The organism is Flavobacterium ranwuense (assembly GCF_004349315.1).
GTDB lineage: Bacteria > Bacteroidota > Bacteroidia > Flavobacteriales > Flavobacteriaceae > Flavobacterium > Flavobacterium ranwuense.
In genome coordinates this window covers 114,826-136,514 of sequence record NZ_SMLH01000010.1, presented here as the reverse complement: position 1 = coordinate 136,514, position 21,689 = coordinate 114,826, and the positions used below count along the sequence as shown (strand labels likewise).

Annotated in this window: 19 protein-coding genes and 1 tRNA gene; 8 read left to right on the top strand and 12 right to left on the bottom strand. The window is 34.2% G+C overall.

The window, feature by feature from the left end; translation table 11 throughout:
- Positions 1-49 precede the first annotated feature (49 nt).
- On the top strand, positions 50-2,635 hold the full coding sequence (locus tag E0I61_RS14650; protein WP_131997938.1) for a phosphoenolpyruvate carboxylase: 2,586 nt from the start codon (positions 50-52) through the stop codon (positions 2,633-2,635).
- Positions 2,636-2,678: 43 nt separating this feature from the next.
- Positions 2,679-3,194: a DinB family protein gene (locus E0I61_RS14645; protein ID WP_132072321.1), complete on the top strand. Its 516-nt coding sequence runs from the start codon at positions 2,679-2,681 to the stop codon at positions 3,192-3,194.
- Position 3,195: 1 nt separating this feature from the next.
- Here E0I61_RS14645 and E0I61_RS14640 read toward each other — a convergent pair whose 3' ends face one another.
- The 6 genes from E0I61_RS14640 to aroB all read right to left on the bottom strand — a co-directional run bounded on the left by E0I61_RS14640 (position 3,196) and on the right by aroB (position 10,129).
- Positions 3,196-3,672, bottom strand: coding sequence for a DNA-deoxyinosine glycosylase (locus E0I61_RS14640; RefSeq protein WP_132072320.1), 477 nt, complete (start codon positions 3,670-3,672; stop codon positions 3,196-3,198).
- A gap of 8 nt (positions 3,673-3,680) precedes the next feature.
- On the bottom strand, positions 3,681-5,792 hold the full coding sequence (gene recQ, locus E0I61_RS14635) for a DNA helicase RecQ (protein ID WP_132072319.1): 2,112 nt from the start codon (positions 5,790-5,792) through the stop codon (positions 3,681-3,683).
- Positions 5,793-5,880: 88 nt separating this feature from the next.
- Entirely contained in the window at positions 5,881-6,297 is a 417-nt protein-coding gene (locus E0I61_RS16345) for a DNA primase (RefSeq protein WP_165930235.1), read from the bottom strand.
- A gap of 8 nt (positions 6,298-6,305) precedes the next feature.
- Positions 6,306-7,277 carry a deoxyhypusine synthase family protein gene (locus E0I61_RS14625; protein WP_073208830.1) on the bottom strand — a complete coding sequence of 324 codons (972 nt, stop codon included), beginning with the start codon at positions 7,275-7,277 and terminating at the stop codon, positions 6,306-6,308.
- Between the two features lie 93 nt (positions 7,278-7,370).
- Positions 7,371-8,774: a type III PLP-dependent enzyme domain-containing protein gene (locus tag E0I61_RS14620; protein WP_132072318.1), complete on the bottom strand. Its 1,404-nt coding sequence runs from the start codon at positions 8,772-8,774 to the stop codon at positions 7,371-7,373.
- Between the two features lie 287 nt (positions 8,775-9,061).
- Entirely contained in the window at positions 9,062-10,129 is a 1,068-nt protein-coding gene (gene aroB / locus E0I61_RS14615; RefSeq protein ID WP_132072317.1) for a 3-dehydroquinate synthase, read from the bottom strand.
- 92 nt (positions 10,130-10,221) lie between these two features.
- Between aroB and E0I61_RS14610 the strand changes: the two genes are divergently transcribed.
- Positions 10,222-11,391, top strand: a complete 1,170-nt coding sequence (locus E0I61_RS14610) for a proline dehydrogenase family protein (protein WP_132072316.1) — start codon at positions 10,222-10,224, stop codon at positions 11,389-11,391.
- Between the two features lie 103 nt (positions 11,392-11,494).
- Here the strand turns inward: E0I61_RS14610 and E0I61_RS14605 are convergent, their stop codons facing one another.
- On the bottom strand, positions 11,495-13,282 hold the full coding sequence (locus E0I61_RS14605) for an ABC transporter ATP-binding protein (protein ID WP_132072315.1): 1,788 nt from the start codon (positions 13,280-13,282) through the stop codon (positions 11,495-11,497).
- A gap of 210 nt (positions 13,283-13,492) precedes the next feature.
- On the opposite strand from E0I61_RS14605, the gene E0I61_RS14600 reads away from it, so the two are divergent.
- Positions 13,493-13,570: transfer RNA gene (locus E0I61_RS14600), tRNA-Val, on the top strand.
- A gap of 225 nt (positions 13,571-13,795) precedes the next feature.
- Here the strand turns inward: E0I61_RS14600 and E0I61_RS14595 are convergent.
- The 3 genes from E0I61_RS14595 to E0I61_RS14585 form a co-directional block, all read right to left on the bottom strand.
- Positions 13,796-14,338 (bottom strand): cysteine hydrolase family protein, encoded by a 543-nt coding sequence (locus E0I61_RS14595; RefSeq protein ID WP_132072313.1) that lies wholly within the window; start codon positions 14,336-14,338, stop codon positions 13,796-13,798.
- Positions 14,339-14,410: 72 nt separating this feature from the next.
- On the bottom strand, positions 14,411-15,277 hold the full coding sequence (locus E0I61_RS14590) for a helix-turn-helix domain-containing protein (RefSeq protein WP_132072311.1): 867 nt from the start codon (positions 15,275-15,277) through the stop codon (positions 14,411-14,413).
- A gap of 65 nt (positions 15,278-15,342) precedes the next feature.
- Entirely contained in the window at positions 15,343-15,675 is a 333-nt protein-coding gene (locus E0I61_RS14585; protein ID WP_131997558.1) for a winged helix-turn-helix transcriptional regulator, read from the bottom strand.
- A gap of 161 nt (positions 15,676-15,836) precedes the next feature.
- Here E0I61_RS14585 and E0I61_RS14580 point away from each other — a divergent pair, with 161 nt between their 5' ends.
- From E0I61_RS14580 to E0I61_RS14570, 3 genes are all read left to right on the top strand, one after another.
- Positions 15,837-16,223 (top strand): nuclear transport factor 2 family protein, encoded by a 387-nt coding sequence (locus E0I61_RS14580; protein ID WP_132072309.1) that lies wholly within the window; start codon positions 15,837-15,839, stop codon positions 16,221-16,223.
- A gap of 176 nt (positions 16,224-16,399) precedes the next feature.
- A complete protein-coding gene (locus tag E0I61_RS14575; protein ID WP_132072307.1) occupies positions 16,400-17,530 on the top strand; it encodes an LLM class flavin-dependent oxidoreductase in 1,131 nt (376 codons plus the stop codon).
- Positions 17,531-17,693: 163 nt separating this feature from the next.
- On the top strand, positions 17,694-18,533 hold the full coding sequence (locus E0I61_RS14570) for an MBL fold metallo-hydrolase (protein WP_132072305.1): 840 nt from the start codon (positions 17,694-17,696) through the stop codon (positions 18,531-18,533).
- A 280-nt stretch (positions 18,534-18,813) separates the two neighbouring features.
- Here E0I61_RS14570 and E0I61_RS14565 read toward each other — a convergent pair whose 3' ends face one another.
- A complete protein-coding gene (locus E0I61_RS14565) occupies positions 18,814-20,271 on the bottom strand; it encodes an FAD-dependent oxidoreductase (protein WP_132072303.1) in 1,458 nt (485 codons plus the stop codon).
- A 462-nt stretch (positions 20,272-20,733) separates the two neighbouring features.
- Between E0I61_RS14565 and E0I61_RS14560 the strand changes: the two genes are divergently transcribed.
- Complete coding sequence (locus E0I61_RS14560) at positions 20,734-21,174, top strand: PepSY-like domain-containing protein (protein ID WP_132072301.1); 441 nt, start codon at positions 20,734-20,736, stop codon at positions 21,172-21,174.
- 167 nt (positions 21,175-21,341) lie between these two features.
- Here the strand turns inward: E0I61_RS14560 and E0I61_RS14555 are convergent, their stop codons facing one another.
- On the bottom strand, positions 21,342-21,665 hold the full coding sequence (locus E0I61_RS14555) for a nucleoside triphosphate pyrophosphohydrolase family protein (RefSeq protein WP_131997573.1): 324 nt from the start codon (positions 21,663-21,665) through the stop codon (positions 21,342-21,344).
- Between the last annotated feature and the right edge of the window lie 24 nt (positions 21,666-21,689).

Sequence of the window (21,689 nt, the reverse complement as noted above, 5' to 3'; positions counted from 1 at the left end):
TGGGGTTTTTTTATGACAAATTAACTAACTAAACCAACTACAACTGATTATGTACACGCTGCCAAAAATTGAACGTTTCAATCAGGACGTTCTTTCGAAATACCACATTTATAATAGTGTTTTTATTACATTACCCTTCGATTCTATTGATAATACTGGGGTTTTACTTCCTTTATTTACAGATGTTTGCGAAATTGGTTTTAAAAAGCAGGAAACTCCTAAGGAGATAGTCGATTTTTTTGCTAAAAGATATTTGCATAGTGCTTCAGAAACGGATAAAATTGATTTGATGTTTCGTTTTATTCAATATATTGAACGCCAAATCGTTTTATTTGATGCTATTGAAGATGCTGCTTTTCCTGTTGTTAATAATATGGAAGGAAGAGGTTCGTTGAGGGATATCAAAGAAAAATCAGATGCTAAAGACAAGGAAGAGGAGTTGATTGCTTTTCTGGAGGATTTCAATGTAAGAACGGTTTTGACGGCGCATCCTACGCAATTTTATCCAGGAGCTGTTCTTGGAATTATCAATGATTTAACGGAAGCTATCCGAAAAAATGACTTACTTGATATCAAGCAATTGTTGGCTCAATTGGGTAAAACTCCTTTTATTCAAAATGAAAAACCAAATCCTTTTGATGAAGCGGTTAGTTTAATCTGGTACCTTGAGAATGTATTTTATCAAACTTCCGGAGAGATGGTACATTATCTTCAAAAGAATATTTTTAGTGGAAATTCGATAAAAAATCCATTGATTAAACTTGGATTTTGGCCCGGTGGTGATCGTGATGGAAATCCATTTGTAACAACGGAGATTACTTTGAAAGTAGCGGAGCGTTTGCGAACTTCCATTTTGAAATGCTATTACATAGAGATAAGAAATTTAAAAAGAAAGTTAACCTTCTCTGGTGTAGATGCTTTGGTTACAGAATTAGAACAAAAACTTTACAGGTCTGTTTTTTATTCTAAAGGTGAAATTTTTATCACTTTGGATGAGTTTAAATCCCAATTGAATAAAATAAAACAGATAGTAATTGACCAACATCAATCTTTATATTTAGATGAAATAGACGGACTTCTTATAAAAGTGAATCTGTTTGGCTTTCATTTTGCGTCTTTAGATATTCGCCAAAACAGTAAGATACATGATGCTGTGTTTAAAGATGTAGTGGGATTGTATTCGAATTCAAATACATTAGTTTTTCCTAAGAATTATTATGAGCTTTCTGAAGAGGAAAAGTTTTCGGTATTGTCTAAAGTTAGAGGTAATCTTGATTCGAATGCATTTGAAAATGAAATGACCAAATCTACGATTGAATCTATTCAGGCGATTAAAACGATTCAGGAAAATAATGGAGAATTTGGGGCAAACCGTTATATCATAAGCAATAATGAAAGCGCGTTGAATGTAATGGAAACCTTTGCTTTGTTCCGTTTGAGTAATTGGGAAAATCCATCCGTTGATATTATTCCGCTTTTCGAATCTGTTGATGATTTGCAAAATGCGCATGAAATCATGGAGAAATTGTATACGAATCCTGCGTATGCTGAACATTTGACCAATAGAAATATGAAGCAAACTATAATGCTCGGTTTTTCTGATGGTACAAAAGATGGTGGGTATTTAATGGCGAACTGGAGTATTTACAAAGCTAAAGAGGAGCTTACTGCAATCTCTAGGAAATATGGTGTAAAAGCGATTTTCTTTGATGGTCGTGGTGGACCGCCGGCTCGTGGTGGTGGAAAAACACATAAATTCTACGCATCATTGGGTCCAAATATTGAAAATAATGAGATTCAGGTTACGGTGCAAGGGCAAACGATTAGTTCTAATTTTGGAACGTTAGATTCATGCCGATATAACTTAGAGAATTTATTGAGTGCTGGTGTAACTAATCAGGTTTTTAGTAAAGGACAAAATGAATTGACAACTGAGGAAAAAGATATTTTAGATCAATTGGCTGGCTTAGGATATGAAAAGTATTTGAGTTTTAAAAACCATCCTAAATTCATACCTTATTTGGAGCAAATGAGTACGTTGAAATATTATGCAAAAACTAATATTGGAAGTCGCCCATCCAAAAGAAGTAAATCCGAGCATTTAGATTTTGCTGATTTGCGAGCGATTCCTTTTGTGGGTTCTTGGAGTCAGTTGAAGCAAAATGTACCCGGGTTTTTCGGAGTAGGGACTGCTCTAAAGTATTTCGAAGATACGGATCAATGGGATAAAGTCCAGGATTTATATGACAATTCTTTGTTCTTTAAAACCTTGTTAGAAAATAGTATGATGTCATTGGCAAAATCATTTTTCCCATTAACGGCTTACATGAAAAAAGATCCTCAATTTGGTGCTTTTTGGCAAATAATTTATGACGAATTTTTAGAAACAAAAAGATTGCTTTTGAAAATTGCGGGTCATAAAGAGCTAATGGAGAATTACCCTGATGGTAAAGCATCTATACAAATAAGAGAGCGTATTGTATTGCCATTGTTAACAATACAACAATACGCACTACTTCGTATAAATGAATTAAACAAAGAGGATAAGCCAGATGAAGCTTTAATAAAAGTTTATGAAAAAATTGTAACCCGTTCTCTTTTTGGAAATACAAATGCGAGTAGAAATTCCGCTTAAAAAAATAAAACCTTAAATTGTATTAACATTTAAACCAATAAAAATGAATTCAAACCAATTACCCGTAAACGAATATGCAGGTCATTTTTCGACCTACATTCAAGCAGCAGCAAATGTTGAATTGATTGAAGAATTAGAAATTTGTTTGCACGATTTCATCAAATTTGTTCAAAATATTCCGATGGATAAATTTGGTTTTCGTTATGCAGAAGGAAAGTGGACAATTAAAGATATTATTCAACATTTAATTGATGCGGAACGTATTTTTGCTTATCGTTCTTTACGAATTTCCAGAAATGATAAAACACCATTACCCGGTTTTGAAGAAAATGATTATGTAGAAAACACGAATGCAAACGAAAGAAGTATTCAAGATTTGTTGACAGAATTTTCTGCAGTAAGACAATCTACTATATTACTTTATAAAAGCTTCTCAGATGAACAACTAAAAAGAATTGGGGTTGCTTCTAATAAAGAAATTTCAGTTCGTGCATTAGGTTTTGTGACAATTGGTCATCAAAAACACCATCAAAAAGTTTTTCAAGAAAGGTATTTATAGATTATTTGAAACAAGTTGACCAGATTTTCAATTTGTTTTCAAAAGACATTGTATTAGCAGGGCTAGTAGAAGGCATCACATAATACGTGATGCCTTCTATTTGGCCAAATTTTTTTAGAAAGTATTTATGACTTTCTTTTCCGTTAAAAATGATTGTAGTGATTCCGTTAAATTCTTTGAACAACGTTTCAAAATCATTTTCCTTTTGATTTTTGATATGAATATCCAGACTTCCTTTTCTTTCGCAATTTTCTAAAACATCCCAAAGTCCAATTTTATTCGCTTGTAGTAATTGTATTTTTTCTTCGAAAATTTCAGAGATTGGTAAATTATCCAACAGTGTGTACATTATTTTCCAAAAATGATTTCTTTGGTGCGCATAATATTCTTGTTTATCCAGTGAAGCGATGCCTGGCATAGTTCCCAAAATCAAAATTTCGGTTTGATAATTCACAAAAGGTGGAAAGGATTGTATCATATTAAGATTTAAAGTACTGCGTTTTCTTTTTCGAGTATGGCTAATGCTAACCGAATTTTTCCATAATCTATTTTTTCTTCAAAATAATCAAAATAGGGTTTCAAGACATTTGGTGATTCCAGTTTTATTTGCGCTTCGGCAATTTGTAAAACTTCTTCTTTTGAGATAAACGGATTCAAATCTATGTCAGCTCCGTCAACATATAGTTTGGCTAAGTGAGATATGATGGTGCTTAATCCTAATTTTCTTTTTTGAGCAATTTCCTCGACTGATAATCCATTTTTATATAATTCCAGTGTTTCTTTGTAGGTAGTGGCTTCTTTCTTTTTTCTAACAACTTTAGATTTTTGAAAATCAATGATAGCTTTTATAAAGGCATCTCCATATTTTTCCAGTTTTGCTTTCCCAACGCCATCAATCGCTAATAATTCCTGGTCACTCATAGGTCTTTCGGTTTCCATTTGGCGTAAAGCCGCATCACTAAAAATTACATAAGCAGGAACTTCTTCTTCTTTGGAAATTTCATAACGTAATTTTCGTAACGTTTCAAAAAGTGAATTTGCAGTAGATTTGCTTTTCGTTTCTTTGACTTCTTGTTTATCAATATTGATTTTTTGAACGGTGGTCAATTGTACTTTTTCGCCTTCAAATAAAACTTTTTTGGCAAAGGCTGTTAATCTGATTTTGTTTTGTTGGTGAAAAGCGATTTCACAATAGCCTAAATTGATGAGTTGGATTAAATATTGATTCCAATCAAACCATGAAAGGTCAGTGCCAACGCCGTATGTTTTTAGGTTTTGGTATTCTTTCTCATAAATATAAGCATTTTTTGAACCGCGCAAAAAGTCAATGATTACGGGTAAAGATTCCGTTTCCTGTAACCGAATGATTGCCGATAATGCTTTTTGTGCAAGAACCGTTCCATCGAAAAATAAAGGTGGATTTTTGCAAATATCACAATTCCCGCAATTCTCTGTAACCAATTCTCCAAAATAGGAAAGCAATATTTTTCTGCGACAACTTAAAGCATCAGCATATTGCTTCATCCTTTCGAGTTTGGCCAGTTGCACTTCGGCATTCAAACCTTGAGAAGCAAATTTTTGCAATTGAATCATATCGCCGTAGCTTTCGAATAATACTGTTTCTGATGGCAAACCATCTCGTCCGGCACGACCAATTTCCTGATAATATCCTTCAATATTTTTAGGTAAATTATAATGAATTACCCAGCGAACATTTGATTTATCAATTCCCATTCCAAAAGCAATGGTTGCGCAAACCACTTGGCAGTCATCATTGATAAATTCGTCTTGTGTTTTGGAACGAATTTTATTGTCTAAACCGGCATGATACGCTTTTGCATTAATGCCTGTTTTTTGTAGTTTTTCAGCAAGTTCCTCCGTCGTTTTTCTGCTTAGGCAGTATACAATTCCAGATTCATTTGGCTTTTCTTGGATAAAATCTATAATTTGTTTTACTCTGTCTAAAGCGGGACGAACTTCTAAACTTAAATTTTTTCTGTCAAAAGAAGCGACGAAAATTTTAGGATTTATTAGATTTAATTGCTGGCTAATATCTTTACGTGTAGCTTTATCGGCTGTAGCAGTTAAAGCTAAGATTGGAGTAGAAGGGAAGCGGTTTTTTAGATATCCTAGGTTTGTGTAAGCTGGTCGGAAATCATGTCCCCAAGCCGAAATGCAATGCGCCTCGTCAATAGCGATAAGACTTATAATTAAACTATTAAAAAGGTTGTCCAGAAAAGACAAGCTTTCCGGAGCGATGTAGACTAACTTAATTACGTTAGATTTTAAACGCTCCATATAAAATTGCCGTTCATCTTCGGTTTGACTGCTATTTATAAAACAGGCTTCGATTCCATTGGCTTTTAAACTATCTACCTGATCTTTCATCAAAGCGATAAGTGGTGAAATTACGATTGTAATTCCTGGGAAAATCAGCGCGGGTAACTGAAAACAAATTGATTTTCCACCTCCTGTTGGCATAATCGCCAGTGTGTCCTGACCGGAAAGAATACAATTTATAATGTCTTCTTGGTTGGGTCTGAATTTTTCAAAACCAAAGTTTTCCTTTAGTTTGGCGTGTAAAATTTGATTTGTCATTTTGGCGTATATTTTGAATCCTAAAGTAATAAAAAAAGGAACTCGTTTGGTGAGTTCCTTTTTCTAATTTATTTAAAAATGGGATTACTTAATCCTCATCATCTTCGTCATCATTTTCATCCGAAAAATCTTTTTCGTCTGAATCTTCATCATCTTCATCATCTCCTGAATCTGAATCCGGTTTATCGATAGCGTCATCATCGTCGTCGTCGTCGTCATCTTCAATATCGTCGTCTAAATCAAGACCTTTAATTGGTTCAACAACATCGTCAATGATTATTTCGTCATCTTCATCATAATTTTCAATTCTATCAGCAAGTTTAGTACTCACTTTTACTAAATAAATAGTGTCTTCAGTTCGTACTTCAACTGCTTCAACCAATTCATTTTTAGCGTTTCTAAAACTAATAATGTTTGAATCATCATAACCATCTGGAAATTTATCCACCAATAGGTTTAAAATTTCATTGGTAAGTTTTGCGTAATCAACAATTACTCTTTTCATAAAATATTCTATAAATCTAATAAATAAGCGAAAATTAAAGGTGCTACAATGGTAGCATCGGACTCAATAATAAACTTAGGTGTTTTAATGTCTAATTTACCCCAAGTAATTTTTTCATTTGGCACCGCTCCAGAATATGAACCATAACTGGTTGTTGAATCTGAAATCTGACAGAAATAACTCCAAAACGGAATGTCATGCATTTCCATATCTTGGTACAACATTGGTACCACACATATTGGAAAATCTCCAGCAATACCACCACCAATTTGAAAAAAACCTACACCGTTTGTACTGTTTTTTGGATACCAATCTGACAAGAAAACCATATATTCGATACCGGATTTCATTGTAGAAGCTTTCAAATCTCCTTTAATTACATACGATGCAAATATATTTCCCATGGTACTGTCTTCCCATCCCGGTACAATAATAGGTAAATTTTTCTCAGCAGCTGCATACATCCAACTGTCTTTTAAGTCAATTTCATAATATTCTTCAAGAACACCTGAAAGTAACATTTTGTACATAAATTCATGCGGAAAATATCTTTCGCCTTTGTCATCAGCATCTTTCCAGATTTTGTAAATATGCTTTTGCAAACGACGGAATGCTTCGTGCTCCGGAATACAAGTATCTGTAACACGGTTTAAACCTCTTTCCAGTAAATCCCATTCGTCTTGGGGTGTCAAATCACGGTAATTAGGTACTCTTTCATAATGAGAATGAGCTACTAAATTCATGATATCTTCTTCAAGATTTGCACCGGTACAAGAAATAATATGAACTTTGTCCTGACGAATTATTTCGGAAAAAATCTTTCCAATCTCTGCTGTACTCATAGCTCCAGCCATGCTCACCATCATTTTTGCACCATTGGCTAATTGTTGTTCGTAAGCCTTAGCTGCGTCAACTAAAGATGCAGAATTAAAATGCAAATAATGCTTTTCAATAAACTGACTGATTGGTCCTTTGCTCATTTTTTAAAATTTAAATACTTAAAAATCATCACGTTAAGAATAGTATCTCAAATTTAACGAATTTTTAAATTGACTAATTGAATTATTGTGAATTTATTTTTTCTTGTCGTAACCTAGTATTTTCAAGACATCTTCTGAGGTTTGTTGCTCCGAGAATACCTCAGTTGCCAAAAATCCGTTTTCGTCTCTGTCAATCAATATGTGTTTCGGCTGTGGAATCAAACAGTGATGCAAGCCACCGTAACCACCTATAGTTTCCTGATAGGCTCCGGTATTAAAGAATCCTATATATAATGGTTTTTCTTTATTATACTTTGGTAAATAGATGGCATTCATGTTTTGTTCGGAGTTGTAATAATCATCGCTGTCACAAGTCATTCCGCCCAATAAAACCCTTTCGTAAGTGTCATTCCAGCGATTGACTGCCAGCATGATAAAACGTTTGTTAATTGCCCAAGTATCTGGTAAAGTAGTGATGAATGAAGAGTCAATCATGTTCCACTTTTCTCTGTCATTTTGTTGTTTTTGATACAATATCTGGTAGATAGCTCCACCACTTTCACCTACAGTATAGGAACCAAATTCGGTAAAAATATTTGGAACATCAACTTCAGCTTCATCACAAGCTATTTTAATCTGATTGATGATTTCGTCAATCATATATTGATAATCATATTCAAATGCCAATGAGTTTTTTATTGGAAAACCACCACCAATATTTAATCCGTCAAGAGTAGGACATTCTTTTTTCAATGCCACGTAAACCTTGATACATTTTACTAATTCATTCCAGTAATAGGCATTGTCATTGATACCTGTATTGATAAAAAAGTGCAACATTTTCAGTTCCAATTTCTTATTTTCTTTGATTTCTTTTTTGTAAAACGGAACAATGTTTTTGTATCCAATTCCCAATCTTGAAGTATAAAACTCAAATTTAGGTTCTTCTTCCGCAGCGATTCTAATTCCTATCTTGAATTTACTCTTTATCTGACCTTGAAGTAGATCAAGTTCTTCGTAATTGTCAATAATTGGAATCGTATTTTTATGACCCGTATTAATAAGCCGCGCTATGTTGTCAATATATTGGTCTCTTTTGAAACCATTACAAATTACATACGTGCTTTTATTGATTTTACCGTTTGCCAATAAGTTTTCAACAATATTAATGTCAAAAGCAGATGACGTTTCAATATGGATGTTATTCTTAAAAGCCTCATTCATTATATATTCAAAATGAGAACTTTTAGTACAATAGCAATAGTAATATTTTGCCTCATATTTGTTTTTTTCCATTGATTTACGAAACCAACTTTTGGCTTTGTTAATGTTGTTGGAAATTTGAGGTAAATAAGTAAATTTTAATGGAGTACCATATTTCTCTACTAGTTTCATCAAATCAATATTGTGAAACTGAAGATTATCTTTGTTTAAAGTAAATTCTTCTTGTGGAAAGTAATAGGTTTGATTGATTAAATCAGAATATTTTGTATTCATTATATTTTAGAATTATAGATTAGAATAGTGTACAATAACTTAATCTAAAATTCAAACTCTGATATTTGCATAAACGATCTGAAGCTTCTCGTTTTCTGCTTTCATGTATTGGAAAACATCAAAACTAAAGTTTCCTTTAATAGAATAAAACCTCTTCAATATTCTTAAAAAAGACATATTGTTTCGGGTTTTATTAGAGCTATAATTTCGCTTGTTTTGACTTTTTTTCATCGATGCAAATGTAAAAAATATTATATACGCAATGCAATCCTTTTTATAAAAAATAATTAAGATTTATAATCTTGAAACGCTTCAAGAATTAATTCATTTTCAACAGATTGATTGATTTTTATTTTCCCGATACCTTCTATTAAAGCAAATTGTATGTTTCCATACTCATTTTTTTTGTCGTGTATCAGTAATTCCAGGATAGGCTCGATGTCATTTTCTTCAAAAATAATGGTATCATATATAGACTTTATGCTTGATTTTATCTGAAAATACTCTTCTGGACTGATTAAATTTTTATGCAATGAAAGGTAACTTTCTAATATCATCCCAACAGCAATGGCTTCTCCGTGTAACAAAGTGGTTTTATTTTCATTTTCCAGAAAATAACTTTCAATTGCATGACCCAATGTGTGACCAAAATTCAATGATTTTCGGATATTTTTCTCAGTAGGATCTTGTATTACAATTTCATTTTTTATTTCGACAGAACGGTAAATCAATGCATCAAAATCAGCAAAATCTATAGATTTTAAATCTAAAAATTGTTCCCAATATTCCTTATCATATATTAAACCGTGTTTCAGCATTTCTGCTAGGCCGGAACGCATTTCATTCTGTGGTACCGTTTCAAGATATTGTGTATCGATAAGCACCATTATTGGCACGTTTATAACGCCAATTTGGTTTTTTAAATTCCCTAAATCAACCCCGTTTTTTCCACCTACAGATGCATCAACCATCGATAGGAGCGTGGTAGGAATGTGAATAAAATCAACTCCACGTTTGAATGTTGAAGCAACAAACCCACCTAAATCAGTAACAACACCGCCACCCAGATTAATTACAAGACTTTTTCTGTCAGCACCAAGTTCCGTTAATACATTCCAAATTTGGACGCAAGTCTCAATATTTTTATTTTCTTCACCCGCGTCAAATTCAATGATTTCAATAGTAAGATCAGTTTCTAAAAAAGGGAGGAATTTTGGTATGCAAAATTCATTAGTATTACTGTCTACAATAATAAAAAGTTTTGAATACTTATTTTCTGTCAAATGAAGGTTAAACGCTTCATATCCTTTTTCGTTGAAATGAATCGGATAACTGTTGGCTTGAATTGATTGCATCTGTATGGATTAATTGGAACCGCAAAATAAGGCAATTTTTGCTAAATAATATTCAAAACTCTGTCTATATTTGTACAAAAATTTAACAAATAATGGAAAAAATATTCAATAATACTCAAGTTGCCTTTTCATTAAAAAGTGATACTGAACTTGATAGAGCTTATTTTCTTTTCAAAATGATTGATAATCAACCTCTAGTTCGAATCGGAACTGCGGTTACTAATTTTGCCCTTAAAGCAAATCTTCCGGTGGAAGGTTTGATTCGAGCTACTGTTTTTGACCATTTTTGTGGTGGAGTAAATGAAGTGGACTGCCTTTCTGTGGTTGATAAAATGTATACCAAAGGGGTTTCATCTGTTTTGGATTATTCTGTAGAAGGAAAAGAAGAAGAAGAACAGTTTGACGCTGCGCTTGAAATGACTTTAAAAACCATTGAATTTGCCAAAGAACGTCAAGCGATTCCTTTTGCTGTTTTTAAACCAACCGGTTTTGGTCGTTTTGAATTGTATGAGAAATTGGGAGAAAAACAAACGTTAACTTCTGAAGAACAAGCTGAATGGAATAGAGTAGTGGCCCGTTTTGATTTGGTTTGTAAAGATGCTCATTCTAAAAATGTTGCCTTGCTGATTGATGGTGAAGAAAGTTGGATGCAAGATGCAGCGGATGATTTAGTTACCGAAATGATGCGTAAATACAATAAAGAGAAAGCTATTGTTTTCAATACGTTGCAAATGTATCGTTGGGATCGTTTGGATTATCTGAAAAAATTACACGAACAAGCCAAAAAAGAGGAATTCTTCATTGGAATGAAATTGGTTCGTGGTGCATACATGGAAAAAGAAATTGCACGTGCAGAAGAAAAAGGATATCCATCGCCAATATGCGCTTCAAAAGAAGCAACGGATGAAAATTATGACGCCGCAGTTCGCTATATGATTGAGCATTTAGATGCGATGTCTATTTTTGCAGGAACCCACAATGAGTTAAGCACGTATACTCTAATGGAATTGATGCAGGAAAAAGGAATTAAAACGAATGATGATAGAATTTGGTTTGGTCAATTGTACGGAATGAGTGATAATATCAGCTACAATCTAGCCGCTCATGGATACAATGTTTCTAAATATTTGCCGTTTGGTCCAGTTAAAGATGTGATGCCGTACTTGATTCGTCGTGCGGAAGAAAACACTTCGGTAGCGGGACAAACCAGTCGTGAATTATCGATGATTAAAGCAGAACGTAACCGAAGAAAAGGGAAATAGAAATCAGTGTTCAGTTTCTGGTATTCAGTTACATTTAAATCTACAAAAAAAACTCCATTCAGCTTATAGAATGGAGTTTTTTTATGTCAAAAAATAATGAAATTTAAGAATTGCTAAACTGCAGATTACTTAAATTTTTATAGATACCATTTTCTAAGGCTATTAATTCTTGATGCGTTCCTTGTTCTGTAATTTTTCCTTTATCCAAAACCAAAATTTGATCTGCACTGCGAATTGTCGAAAGACGGTGCGCAATTATAATACTGGTTCTTCCTTGCATTAAAATCTCTAAGGCTTCTTGAACTAGTTTTTCACTTTCGCTGTCTAATGATGATGTGGCCTCATCCAGAATCAAAACACTTGGGTTTTTCAATAAAGCTCTGGCAATAGCAATACGTTGTCTCTGTCCTCCGGAAAGTTTAATTCCTCTTTCTCCAACAATCGTTTCAAATTTTTCAGGGAAACTTTCGACAAAATTATAAGCATTAGCTTGTTTTGCAGCGGTAACAATTTCTTCTTCGGTAGCATTTGGTTTTCCATAAGCAATATTTTCTCTGATGGTTCCTCCAAATAAGATTACATCTTGCGGTACAATACTCATGCTTCCACGAAGGTTTTCTAAATCAAAATCATAAATATTTTTTCCATCAATCAATATTTCTCCTTCATCAATAGTATAAAAACGCAATAATAGAGATGCAATAGTCGATTTTCCGGTTCCACTTGGACCTACAATGGCAATTTTTTGACCAAAATTGGCAGTAAAACTGACGTCTTTCAATACTTTAATTTCTTTTCGGGAATGATAGCTGAATGCTACATTTTTGAACGTAACATTGCCTTTTATTTTCTGGGTTTCAGCAATATTTTGAACTGAATTAATTTTTTCAGGAGTTTCATCCAATAATTCAAAAACTCTTTCTGTTGCGCCAATCGCTTTTTGGATTTGGGCATAAAGCTCTGCAATTCCTCCAAAAGAAGCTCCAACGAAAGTGGAATACAGTACAAACGAAATCAATTGTCCCACGCTCATTTCGCCACTAATGCTCAATCGAACACCAAACCAAACTACGGCAACTATGGCGCCAAAGAGACAGAATATGATGAATGAAGCGAAGTAACCTCGGTATTTTCCGCCTTTAATGGCAATTTTAACGACTTCCTTTATTTTTCCGTTATAACGGGCAATTTCGTACCATTCATTGGCGAAAGCCTTAACAATACTGATACCTTGCATGGTTTCTTCAACAATAACCTGACTTTCGGCTACTTTATCTTGAACGTTTTTTGAATATTTTCGAATAAATCGTCCAAAAATTACAGCTGCCACAGCGACAAGAGGAACTACGGACAGCATTAACAACGTTAATTTGATACTTTCATTTGCCAATAAAAGAACGCCTCCAATGATTAAAATAAATTGTCTTAAGAATTCGGCAATTGTAGAAGTTAAAGTGTCTTGTATTTGAGTTATATCAGAACTGATTCGGCTGTTTAATTCCCCAACACGCTTTTGCGAGAAGAAAGACATGGGTAGTTTTACCAAATTACTATACAAAGCCAATCTAAGATTAGCCAAGGTGTTTTCAGTGAAATTGACAAATAAATACAATCTGAAAAATGAAAAAATAGATTGAAGAAATAAGATTACAATTAGTCCTCCTGCAATCATATTGGCCTGAGAGTTATCTTTGTTTTTCACACAATCGATAAGCATTCCCATTAATTTTGGAAAAGCTAAAGCGGTCGCTCCAGTAAATAATAAAAAAATTAAACCTACATAAAATTTCCAACGGTGATTTCCCGCATATTGAAAGATTAGAGTCGCTTTATTGAGTGAACTTGCAGTAATTTTTGATTTTGGTAAATCGTTTTCTTTGAACCTGGCCATTATCTATTGTTTATGTCGCAAATGTAAGACTATAACGAATCAATACAAAAAATAGTAACCTTTCATGACTAACATAAAGTGCTATTATAGAGCTTAAAAGTAAATAAGGTCAATATTTTATTATTTTTTTTTACTGTTTTACTTGCAGATACGATTTCTAACTGTATATTTGCACTCGCAATAAGGAAATGAAAATGACTGCATTGTTTAGGGCGATTAGCTCAGCTGGTTCAGAGCACCTCGTTTACACCGAGGGGGTCGGGGGTTCGAACCCCTCATCGCCCACCAAAAATTACAAACCTCCAAAGTCTTAGACTTTGGAGGTTTTTTTTGATTCGATAAACTTGAATTAAAATACTTTATTTGTATAAGTTCCCGTATTTACTGGAAATTATGGTTCGAGGCTCGTATGGTTAATTGACACAAACAGCAAACCTATTAGTTAAACTATAATACTTACATTACTTTACATACGTATGTTTGTTCAAGGCTGTGGTTATGTACTTCTTTTTATTAAGATAGATAATCTGCTGTGTTTTTTATATCAGCATAAAAGAAACTCAAGCCAGCTAAAAATGCCGTTTGTACATCAGCTGCTTTTACTTGTTTTCCGTTTACTTCAAGATCCAATGTCGCACAAGCATCCCCAATTACAGTACATTGGAACTCAAAATCTTTTGCCGCTCTTACAGTTGCATCGATACACATTTGTGTCATCATACCAACAAATACTAATTCGGTTACGTTTTGAGATTTTAGATACTCTAAAAGTTCTGTTTCTCTAAAACTGTTTGGATAGTATTTTTCAATTACTTTTTCTCCGCCCAAAGGTGTTACATTTTCGTGAATTTCTTGACCTTTGGTATCTGGTAAAAAGAAGGTAGAACCTGGTGCTACCGAAAGATGCTGAATGTGCACAATAGGTGATTTTTCGCTTCTAAATTTTGATAAAACTTGTTTTGCGTTTTCGCTGGCTTGCAATGAACATACTAATTCCATTGCTCCGTTTTCAAAGTAATCGTTTTGAATGTCTACTATAATTAATGCTTTGCTCATGATTTTATTTTTTAAATTAAAACAACAAAATTAGAAAATACCTAAAAGAAATAGACTACCAAACACTATTCATTAACTACCATTTTGATAATCGGATATAAATAAACTTGTGGTCATTCCTGTTTGAGTTTTGAAAAAACGCATCAAATGATTGGGTTCAGAAAAGTGTAATTCGTGAGCAATTTCGGCTACAGTAAGACCAGAATAAATCAAATAATTCTTAATTTCAAAAAGCAAACGTTGCTTGAGTAAATAAGTTGCTGTAACATTAAAATGCGTCTTAACCGCTTTGTTCAGCGAAATTCGGCTGATATTTAATAAAGCAGTATAATCTTCAATTCGCTGTTTTTCTTTGATGTGTTTTTCTAACAATTGTTTAAACTGAAAAGCATAATTACTACCATTCTTATCGATTGACAATTCATTTTGTTGCGCATATTGTCGATTTATTTTTTGTAATAAATAATAAAGTAATGAGCGAATAATATGTACGCTATCGGGTTTAGTAGTCACCAACTCTGTTTTAATTTCTGTAAGTAGCTCGCAATATTTTAAGATCTCTGATTGATCAACGGGTAAATACAATGGGTATTCTAACTGATAAAAATAGAGTAAACTATAAGTGAATAATTTATCTGCGAAAAAATCATTTAGAAAATCTTCCTGAAAAACAAGAACGGTAAAATCAAGATCATCACCTTCTAAAAACCATTGACGTTGCTGAAACGGCGAAATAAAAATAATGGTATTGTCTGAAATATTTATTTTCTGTTGATTTAATAATAATGTTCCGCGACCTTTTTTAAAGACTATAATTTCAAAGTAGTCGGTATTATAAATTTCAGAATTGCTATAGTTATCTTTAACTTCTTCAGAAGGCAATACATTTAGCAGAAAGTCAACACCGCATTCGGTTTTGTGAAATTTTAATATCCTCATTAGATCTTGGATTAAGCGTTTGGTGCTTGTTTGTTGTTAAGCAATTTCTTTTTAAGAAAGGTCTATTAAACTAAATTTTCTAATCCGAATTGAGCCAGCTGATCCACGATGGGCAAAGTCTTCAATCCTAATTCAGTCAGTCGATATTCTACTTTTGGAGGAATTTCGGGAAAGACTTTTTTGCTAACCAATTTATTTTCAACAAGCATATTTAATTCTTGAATCAGCATTTTTTCACTGATGCCTGTAACCGATCTTTTCAGTTCGCCATATCGCACTGCATTTTCGTTGATTTGAAACAATATCATCAACGTCCATTTGCCACTTAATAGCGATAAAGAGGCTCTTACTGGACACTTTTCATCACAAGGTGGATTTATTTTTGAGTTTTTTTCCATTGTTATTCAGTAATTCTAACCATTTGGTAAGTACCCAACTAACAAGTAAGTACTTGTGCAAAAGTAAGTACTATTGTAATTTTGTACAACTTTAAGTGAAAAAATAAAAAATAAAGTATATGAAAATTTTAGTATTTACAGAAATTTAAAAACACAACAATATGACAGCAATAGAAATAGTAACGGCTTATTCAATAGCCCTTTCAAAAGGAGATATTCCTACAGCATTTTCTCATTTCAGTCCAGATGCAAAATGGCATCAACCAGGCAAGCATCAGTTTGCTGGAACCAAAACAGGACTTGAAGCAATCGGCAAAATGCTTGGCGATATGATGGGTGCAACGCAAGGTTCGTTGGTTATAGAACCTACTGGTGCTTTGATGTCTAACGGAAATTTAGTTTCCTTTCCTGTTCATTTCAGTGGAAAAATTGGTGATAAAACAGTTGATATGAATGGTGTGGATTTGTTTGAAGTTGTTGATAAAAAGATTGTTCAGGTTTGGTTATTTTCTGAAGATCAAGTTGCAGAAGATGAGTTTTGGGGTTAATTTTTCGTAAAATTTTAAACTATTTTAAAGAGAGTGTTCATTTTGGACACTCTCTTTTTTTTTATAAAAACAGTTTTAATTCAGATTATCAAAACGGTAGTTTATAACTATTTTTTGGTATCCTTTTTTCTGCATTACCGAAGTAGTTTTGTAACACAATTTAAAATCAATAGGTTATGAAAAATAATGATATAAATATAGATAACTCACATAATAAACAAGCTTCTTTTCAAACGCTTAAAAAACAAGGAAATGCTCCGGTGCCTTTGTCAATTCTGGATGTGGCGACAACCGGAAAAGGATATTCTGCTGCTGAAGCTATTGCAAACAGTATTGCTTTGGCAAAGTTTGCCGACCAACGTGGATTTGCTCGCTACTGGGTAGCAGAACACCATGGCATGCCTGCCGTTTCTACTTCGTCACCCGCTATGATGCTTGCTAGACTTATTGGTGACACAAAAAATATTAGATTAGGATCTGGTGGTATGATGTTGCCTAATTTTCCACCCTTGGTAGTTGCCGAACAGTTTGGTATGCTTCAGGCGATGGCTTCGGGACGTATCGATTTAGGGATAGGACGTGCGCCTGGAACCAATGGACTTACTGCATCAGCACTTCGTGATAATCATTTAGGAGCGGAAGATTTTCCTGAACTCTTGACAGAACTATTGCATTTTCTTGAAGATGATTTTCATGATGGACATCCTTTTAAGAATAGGGTATTTGCTGTTCCAGGTCCAGGACAAGATCGTGAAAACGGCATCGCCCGATCTTTTGATAGTCCATCGGTTTGGTTATTAGGTTCTTCAGGATATTCGGCACAATTGGCAGGAAAATTGGGATTACCTTTTGCCTTTGCAGCGCAGTTGGCTCCAGAGAATATGTTATTTGCATTTGATTTGTATAGAAAGAATTTCAAACCGTCAAAGGTTTTGGATAAACCACATACTATTGCTTGTTTCTCTGTATTTGCAGCAGATACTGTAGAAGAAGCGAAAATCCAAACGCATGCTTTTGCACACAGTATGCTTCGAATGATGAAAGGGCAAACCTATGTTATTCCGTCTCCAGAAGAATTGAAAAACTATAGTTATGATAATTCGGAAAGATTCATACTAGAAGGTTGGAATGAAAAAATGATACATGGAACTGCGGACCAAGTAGTAAGCAAGTTGAATGAATTTCAGAAAACTTCAGGAGCAGATGAATTAATGATTGCCAACTTAGGACATTCTCTAGAAGGAATATTGCATTCGGCAAAATTGATAGCAGATGCTTATAACATGCCAAATTTGAGTACAATTTAAATAATAACAAGAGTCAAAATATAAAAGGTTATCAAAATGGTATCAAATAGTATGTTTTTGATAGCATACAAATAATTTGTTGTTCAGACCTTTGCAACATATTAAATGCTCTAAAAGCCTTAATGAAGAGGCTTTGGAGATAAATAAAATTAAACAAAAATTTATGAAAAAAGTAATTTTAGCAGTAGCACTGATGTTGTCCAGTGTCTTGTCGTTTGGACAAATTAATTCAGATAAAAAACCTACGATTCAGTTAGTTAGAAATGCAACATTATTGATAGAATATAGTGGAAAGAAAATGTTGCTTGATCCAATGTTGTCCTCAAAAGGAGCAATTGATTCTTGGGCTGGAATCCAAAAAAATCCTACCGTTGAATTGAAAATTCCTATAGAAGAAATTGTTAAAGGTGTTGATTTGGTTATTGTAACGCATACACATGAAGATCATTTTGACCAACCTGCAAGCAAAATACTTGATAAATCCATAGAATTAATCATGCAACCTGCCGATAAAGATTTCTTTAATAAAGAAGGCTTTGTTAATGCAACTGTTTTAGAAAATCAGAAAGTATGGAATGGTATAACAATCACTAGAATTGAAGGACAACATGGCACAGGAGAGGTTTTAGCGAAGATGGGTAAGACTTCTGGGTTTGTATTACAGGCAAAAAAACAACCGACTGTATATATTGTAGGAGACGCAATCTGGACAGAGGATGTTAAAAAAATAATCAAAAAGTTTAAGCCTGATTATATTGTAGTTAATTCGGGTGGAGCGGTTATCAAAGGTTATGAAAACACGCCAATTTTGATGAACGAAGAACAAACAATGACTTTAATAAAGGAGAGTGGAAAAGCAAAAGTCATAACAGTTCATATGGACGCTTTGGATCATTGCTTTACAACAAGAGCATCTTTAAAAAAGAAAGCTGCCGAATTGAAGATTAGTTCAGACAAATTGTTAATTCCAGATGATGGAGATATAATCCAACTTTCTCTTTAAATCACTTATTAAAAGAAAAAAGATTTTTTTTAGTATTTTTCATTTGAAATTTTCTTCAAATCTTGCATAAAATGGTTCGTAAATAGTTCCGTATGGCCCACCAAAAAATACAAACCTCCAAAATCATTTGATTTTGGAGGTTTTTTTGTTCCAAAAAATTATTTCAGAATCATTTTTATCCCGTTTTTGGTTTACGTTTTATTGTATCTACCTTTTTCAATATTAAAATTGTTGCCTCAATAAACGTAGCCAACTATTTAAGTTATATTTAAGTACCTTGTTATGCTTCTTTTTTCTTTAGACACCTCCCTCTCGGTGCATCTCCCTCATGAAGCACAATTTCGGAATGTAGGAACTGTGCGGCGGCGGCTGAATCTTTCACTTTGGTAGCACTGCGTTCTAACATTTCCGCTTCAAACTTAGTTAATACACTTTCCCTTATTCCGTTTTTTCTCCATTGAGATAAAGGTCTGCATCCTCTTGAGATTCCTCGAGCCAGCGTGAGCGCATCCAGCAGTGCTTGATTCGCTCCCTGTCCTTTGAATGGACTCATTGGGTGAGCCGCATCTCCAATTAGAGTTGCTTTTCCTGCTTTTGCTAGCAATTCTGAACTGAGCAATTCTCGGTCATACACGGGATAACCAGAAATTTGAGTTTCCTGGGTTGCCGCTAAAATGGGAGGAATGGGATCATGCCACTGCGTTCTAAGACAAGCTTCTTCCTTGAGCGCTCTAGGTCCTTGAGCACTTAACATCTTAGCCTCTTTTTCTGGCATTGGGAAACTAAGTTGCCACATCACCGAGTCCGCAGTATAAGGCATTATGTAGATTCGCTCATTCCCATTGGCGGTTTGAAATACAGTAGCCGAGTCCAGTAAAGAACTATGGGGTCCTTCAAGAGCACTTAAAGGACAAATACCCAATATCACAATACAACCTAGGTAACGTAAAGGGGTAATATCGTCACTAACCAGTAACCTCCGCACCGAACTGCGAATACCATCGGCTCCAACCACAAGATCCGCTTTGTAATTCTTCATTTTTCCGTCCACTTGAAAGTTGAGATCAACACCGCCATCCTCACATGCAGCAAAATCTACTAACTGGTGTTCCCAATGTAACGCATCCTGTCCGCCGAGCTGTTCCAGTAGCGCTAAGCGCAAAGATTGCCTTGCGATATGTACATTTGAACGTTTCGGAGACGTTTTCGCTTCTGACTGTATCCACTTTCTGTTTCCCCATTCACCGATCACTTTTCCTTCTGTAGTGTGAACCACATGTCTTGTTGAAATCACCCCTTGTTCTAGCGAGAAAATGCCCAACCCCTCGATTGCTTTACTAGCTTGTTGCAAAGTGAGTCCATAGCCTTGAGATCGGGCATCGAAGTTACTATCGCGCTCATAAAGGGTAAAAGGAATTCCGCGATGCAAACAAGCCACAGCAAGAGCCACTCCGCCTATACCGCCACCAATAATAGCAACGTGTGGGTAGTTTTCTTTATCCGCTATTGGAGGACTGGCAGAATGAACTAAACCGGATCCGGAACATTTCAAGCAGGAGTGAAGGTGGCCTTTAGGACGAACTGGAGCTATCCCTTCATCTTTCGTTTTCTCAAATTGATCGAATGCCAACTGGTAGCGGAGTCGTACTTTTTTGCTGAGCCCTCGACTTTTTTTACCGCGTCCCTGACATTCGGGACAAATAGTCCAGCTTACTTCTTCATTTTCCACTTTTTTCACTTCCTCTTTATTTTACTTGATCTTGACTTCTCTTTAAAAGAAAAAACTTAACCGATACAATTGATGTTGGGCTTAATAGTATAGTAGTGGTTATGACTTTCATTACTTCTATATGATTTAACCTGAGAAATTTACATTTTTCAGCGTTTGTCGCTTGTGGCAGTAGGATAACTTTAAGCCAAAATATTAGCGGCACAAAACTACTTTTTTCAAATTGAAATAGAAAGGATATCTCAGCGCTATTTTATTGAAAGTTTCTTGAAATTTTGCAAAAAATGGTTCGTAAACAGGTTTGTAAGAACTACAAAAAACTCCATTATTTCCGAATTTTTTTATTTTTGATAGATTATTAGATATAAGCGTCAAAAAAAATTATCATAAAAATTAAAGGTTTCTTAAATTGATTTGAATGCATTTTTACTTATCGTAAATTAGCAGTACGATAACTTAAATATACAAACCATGAAAAGGAAAATCACTTTTATAGCATTATTATTGGGTTTTGTACTATCGGCCAATGCTCAAAAGAAAATAGAAATTACTGAATTACCAAAAGCAGCACAGGATTTCCTGCAAAAATATTTTAGACATACATCCGTTAACATCGCAAAGAAAGATGCGGAACACGGAGAAAAAGGATATGAAGTCAAGCTTAAAGATGGTACAGAAGTAGAATTTTGGAAAGACGGTTCCTACCGTGAGGTAGATGGTGGCGACAAACCCATTCCAACCGCATTCATTCCTGCCTCAATCAAAGATTACGTGGCAAAGAACTATCCGAACGAAAAAATCACGCACATTGATTATGGACACAAAGACCTCGATGTGGATTTAACGAACAATATTGATCTAGAATTCACCAAGGAAGGGAAATTTTTAAAAGGGAAAAAAACTAAATTTTAAGAAAATGGTTCGTAAACGGTATCGTATGTGCCACTCAACAAACTCCATTAGAAATAATGGAGTTTTTGTATGGTTTAAATATTGACTCAAAAATTCATAAACTCCTTTTTTCACAACCAATAATCGATTTTAGCATCTTGCCTTATTTTTAGACACTTATCCTTAGTTTATTTTTCTAATAATTTTTCAGTTTTAGTTAAGAATTTTTCTGTGGCTTCTTCAATATTGATGTTCATTCTATCAGCCAATACTGTTAGCCACCAGATAGTTTCCCCTAATTTATGTTTGAGTTCTTCTTGGGTATTTTCTTTTGGCCATCTTCCTTGCTGTGACATTGCAAGTCTTCCGACTAAACCAGCATCGGTTAGGAAAGCTAAGGCATCTTCTTGTACGGTCCATTCGCTCCCGTGGTGTATAAGTTCTAATTCGTGGTAGCGTTCTCTTATTTTTATGGAACGTTGTTTCAATTGTTCAAAGTCTATTGATGCCATTAATGTAATTTTTTAGTTTGAAAG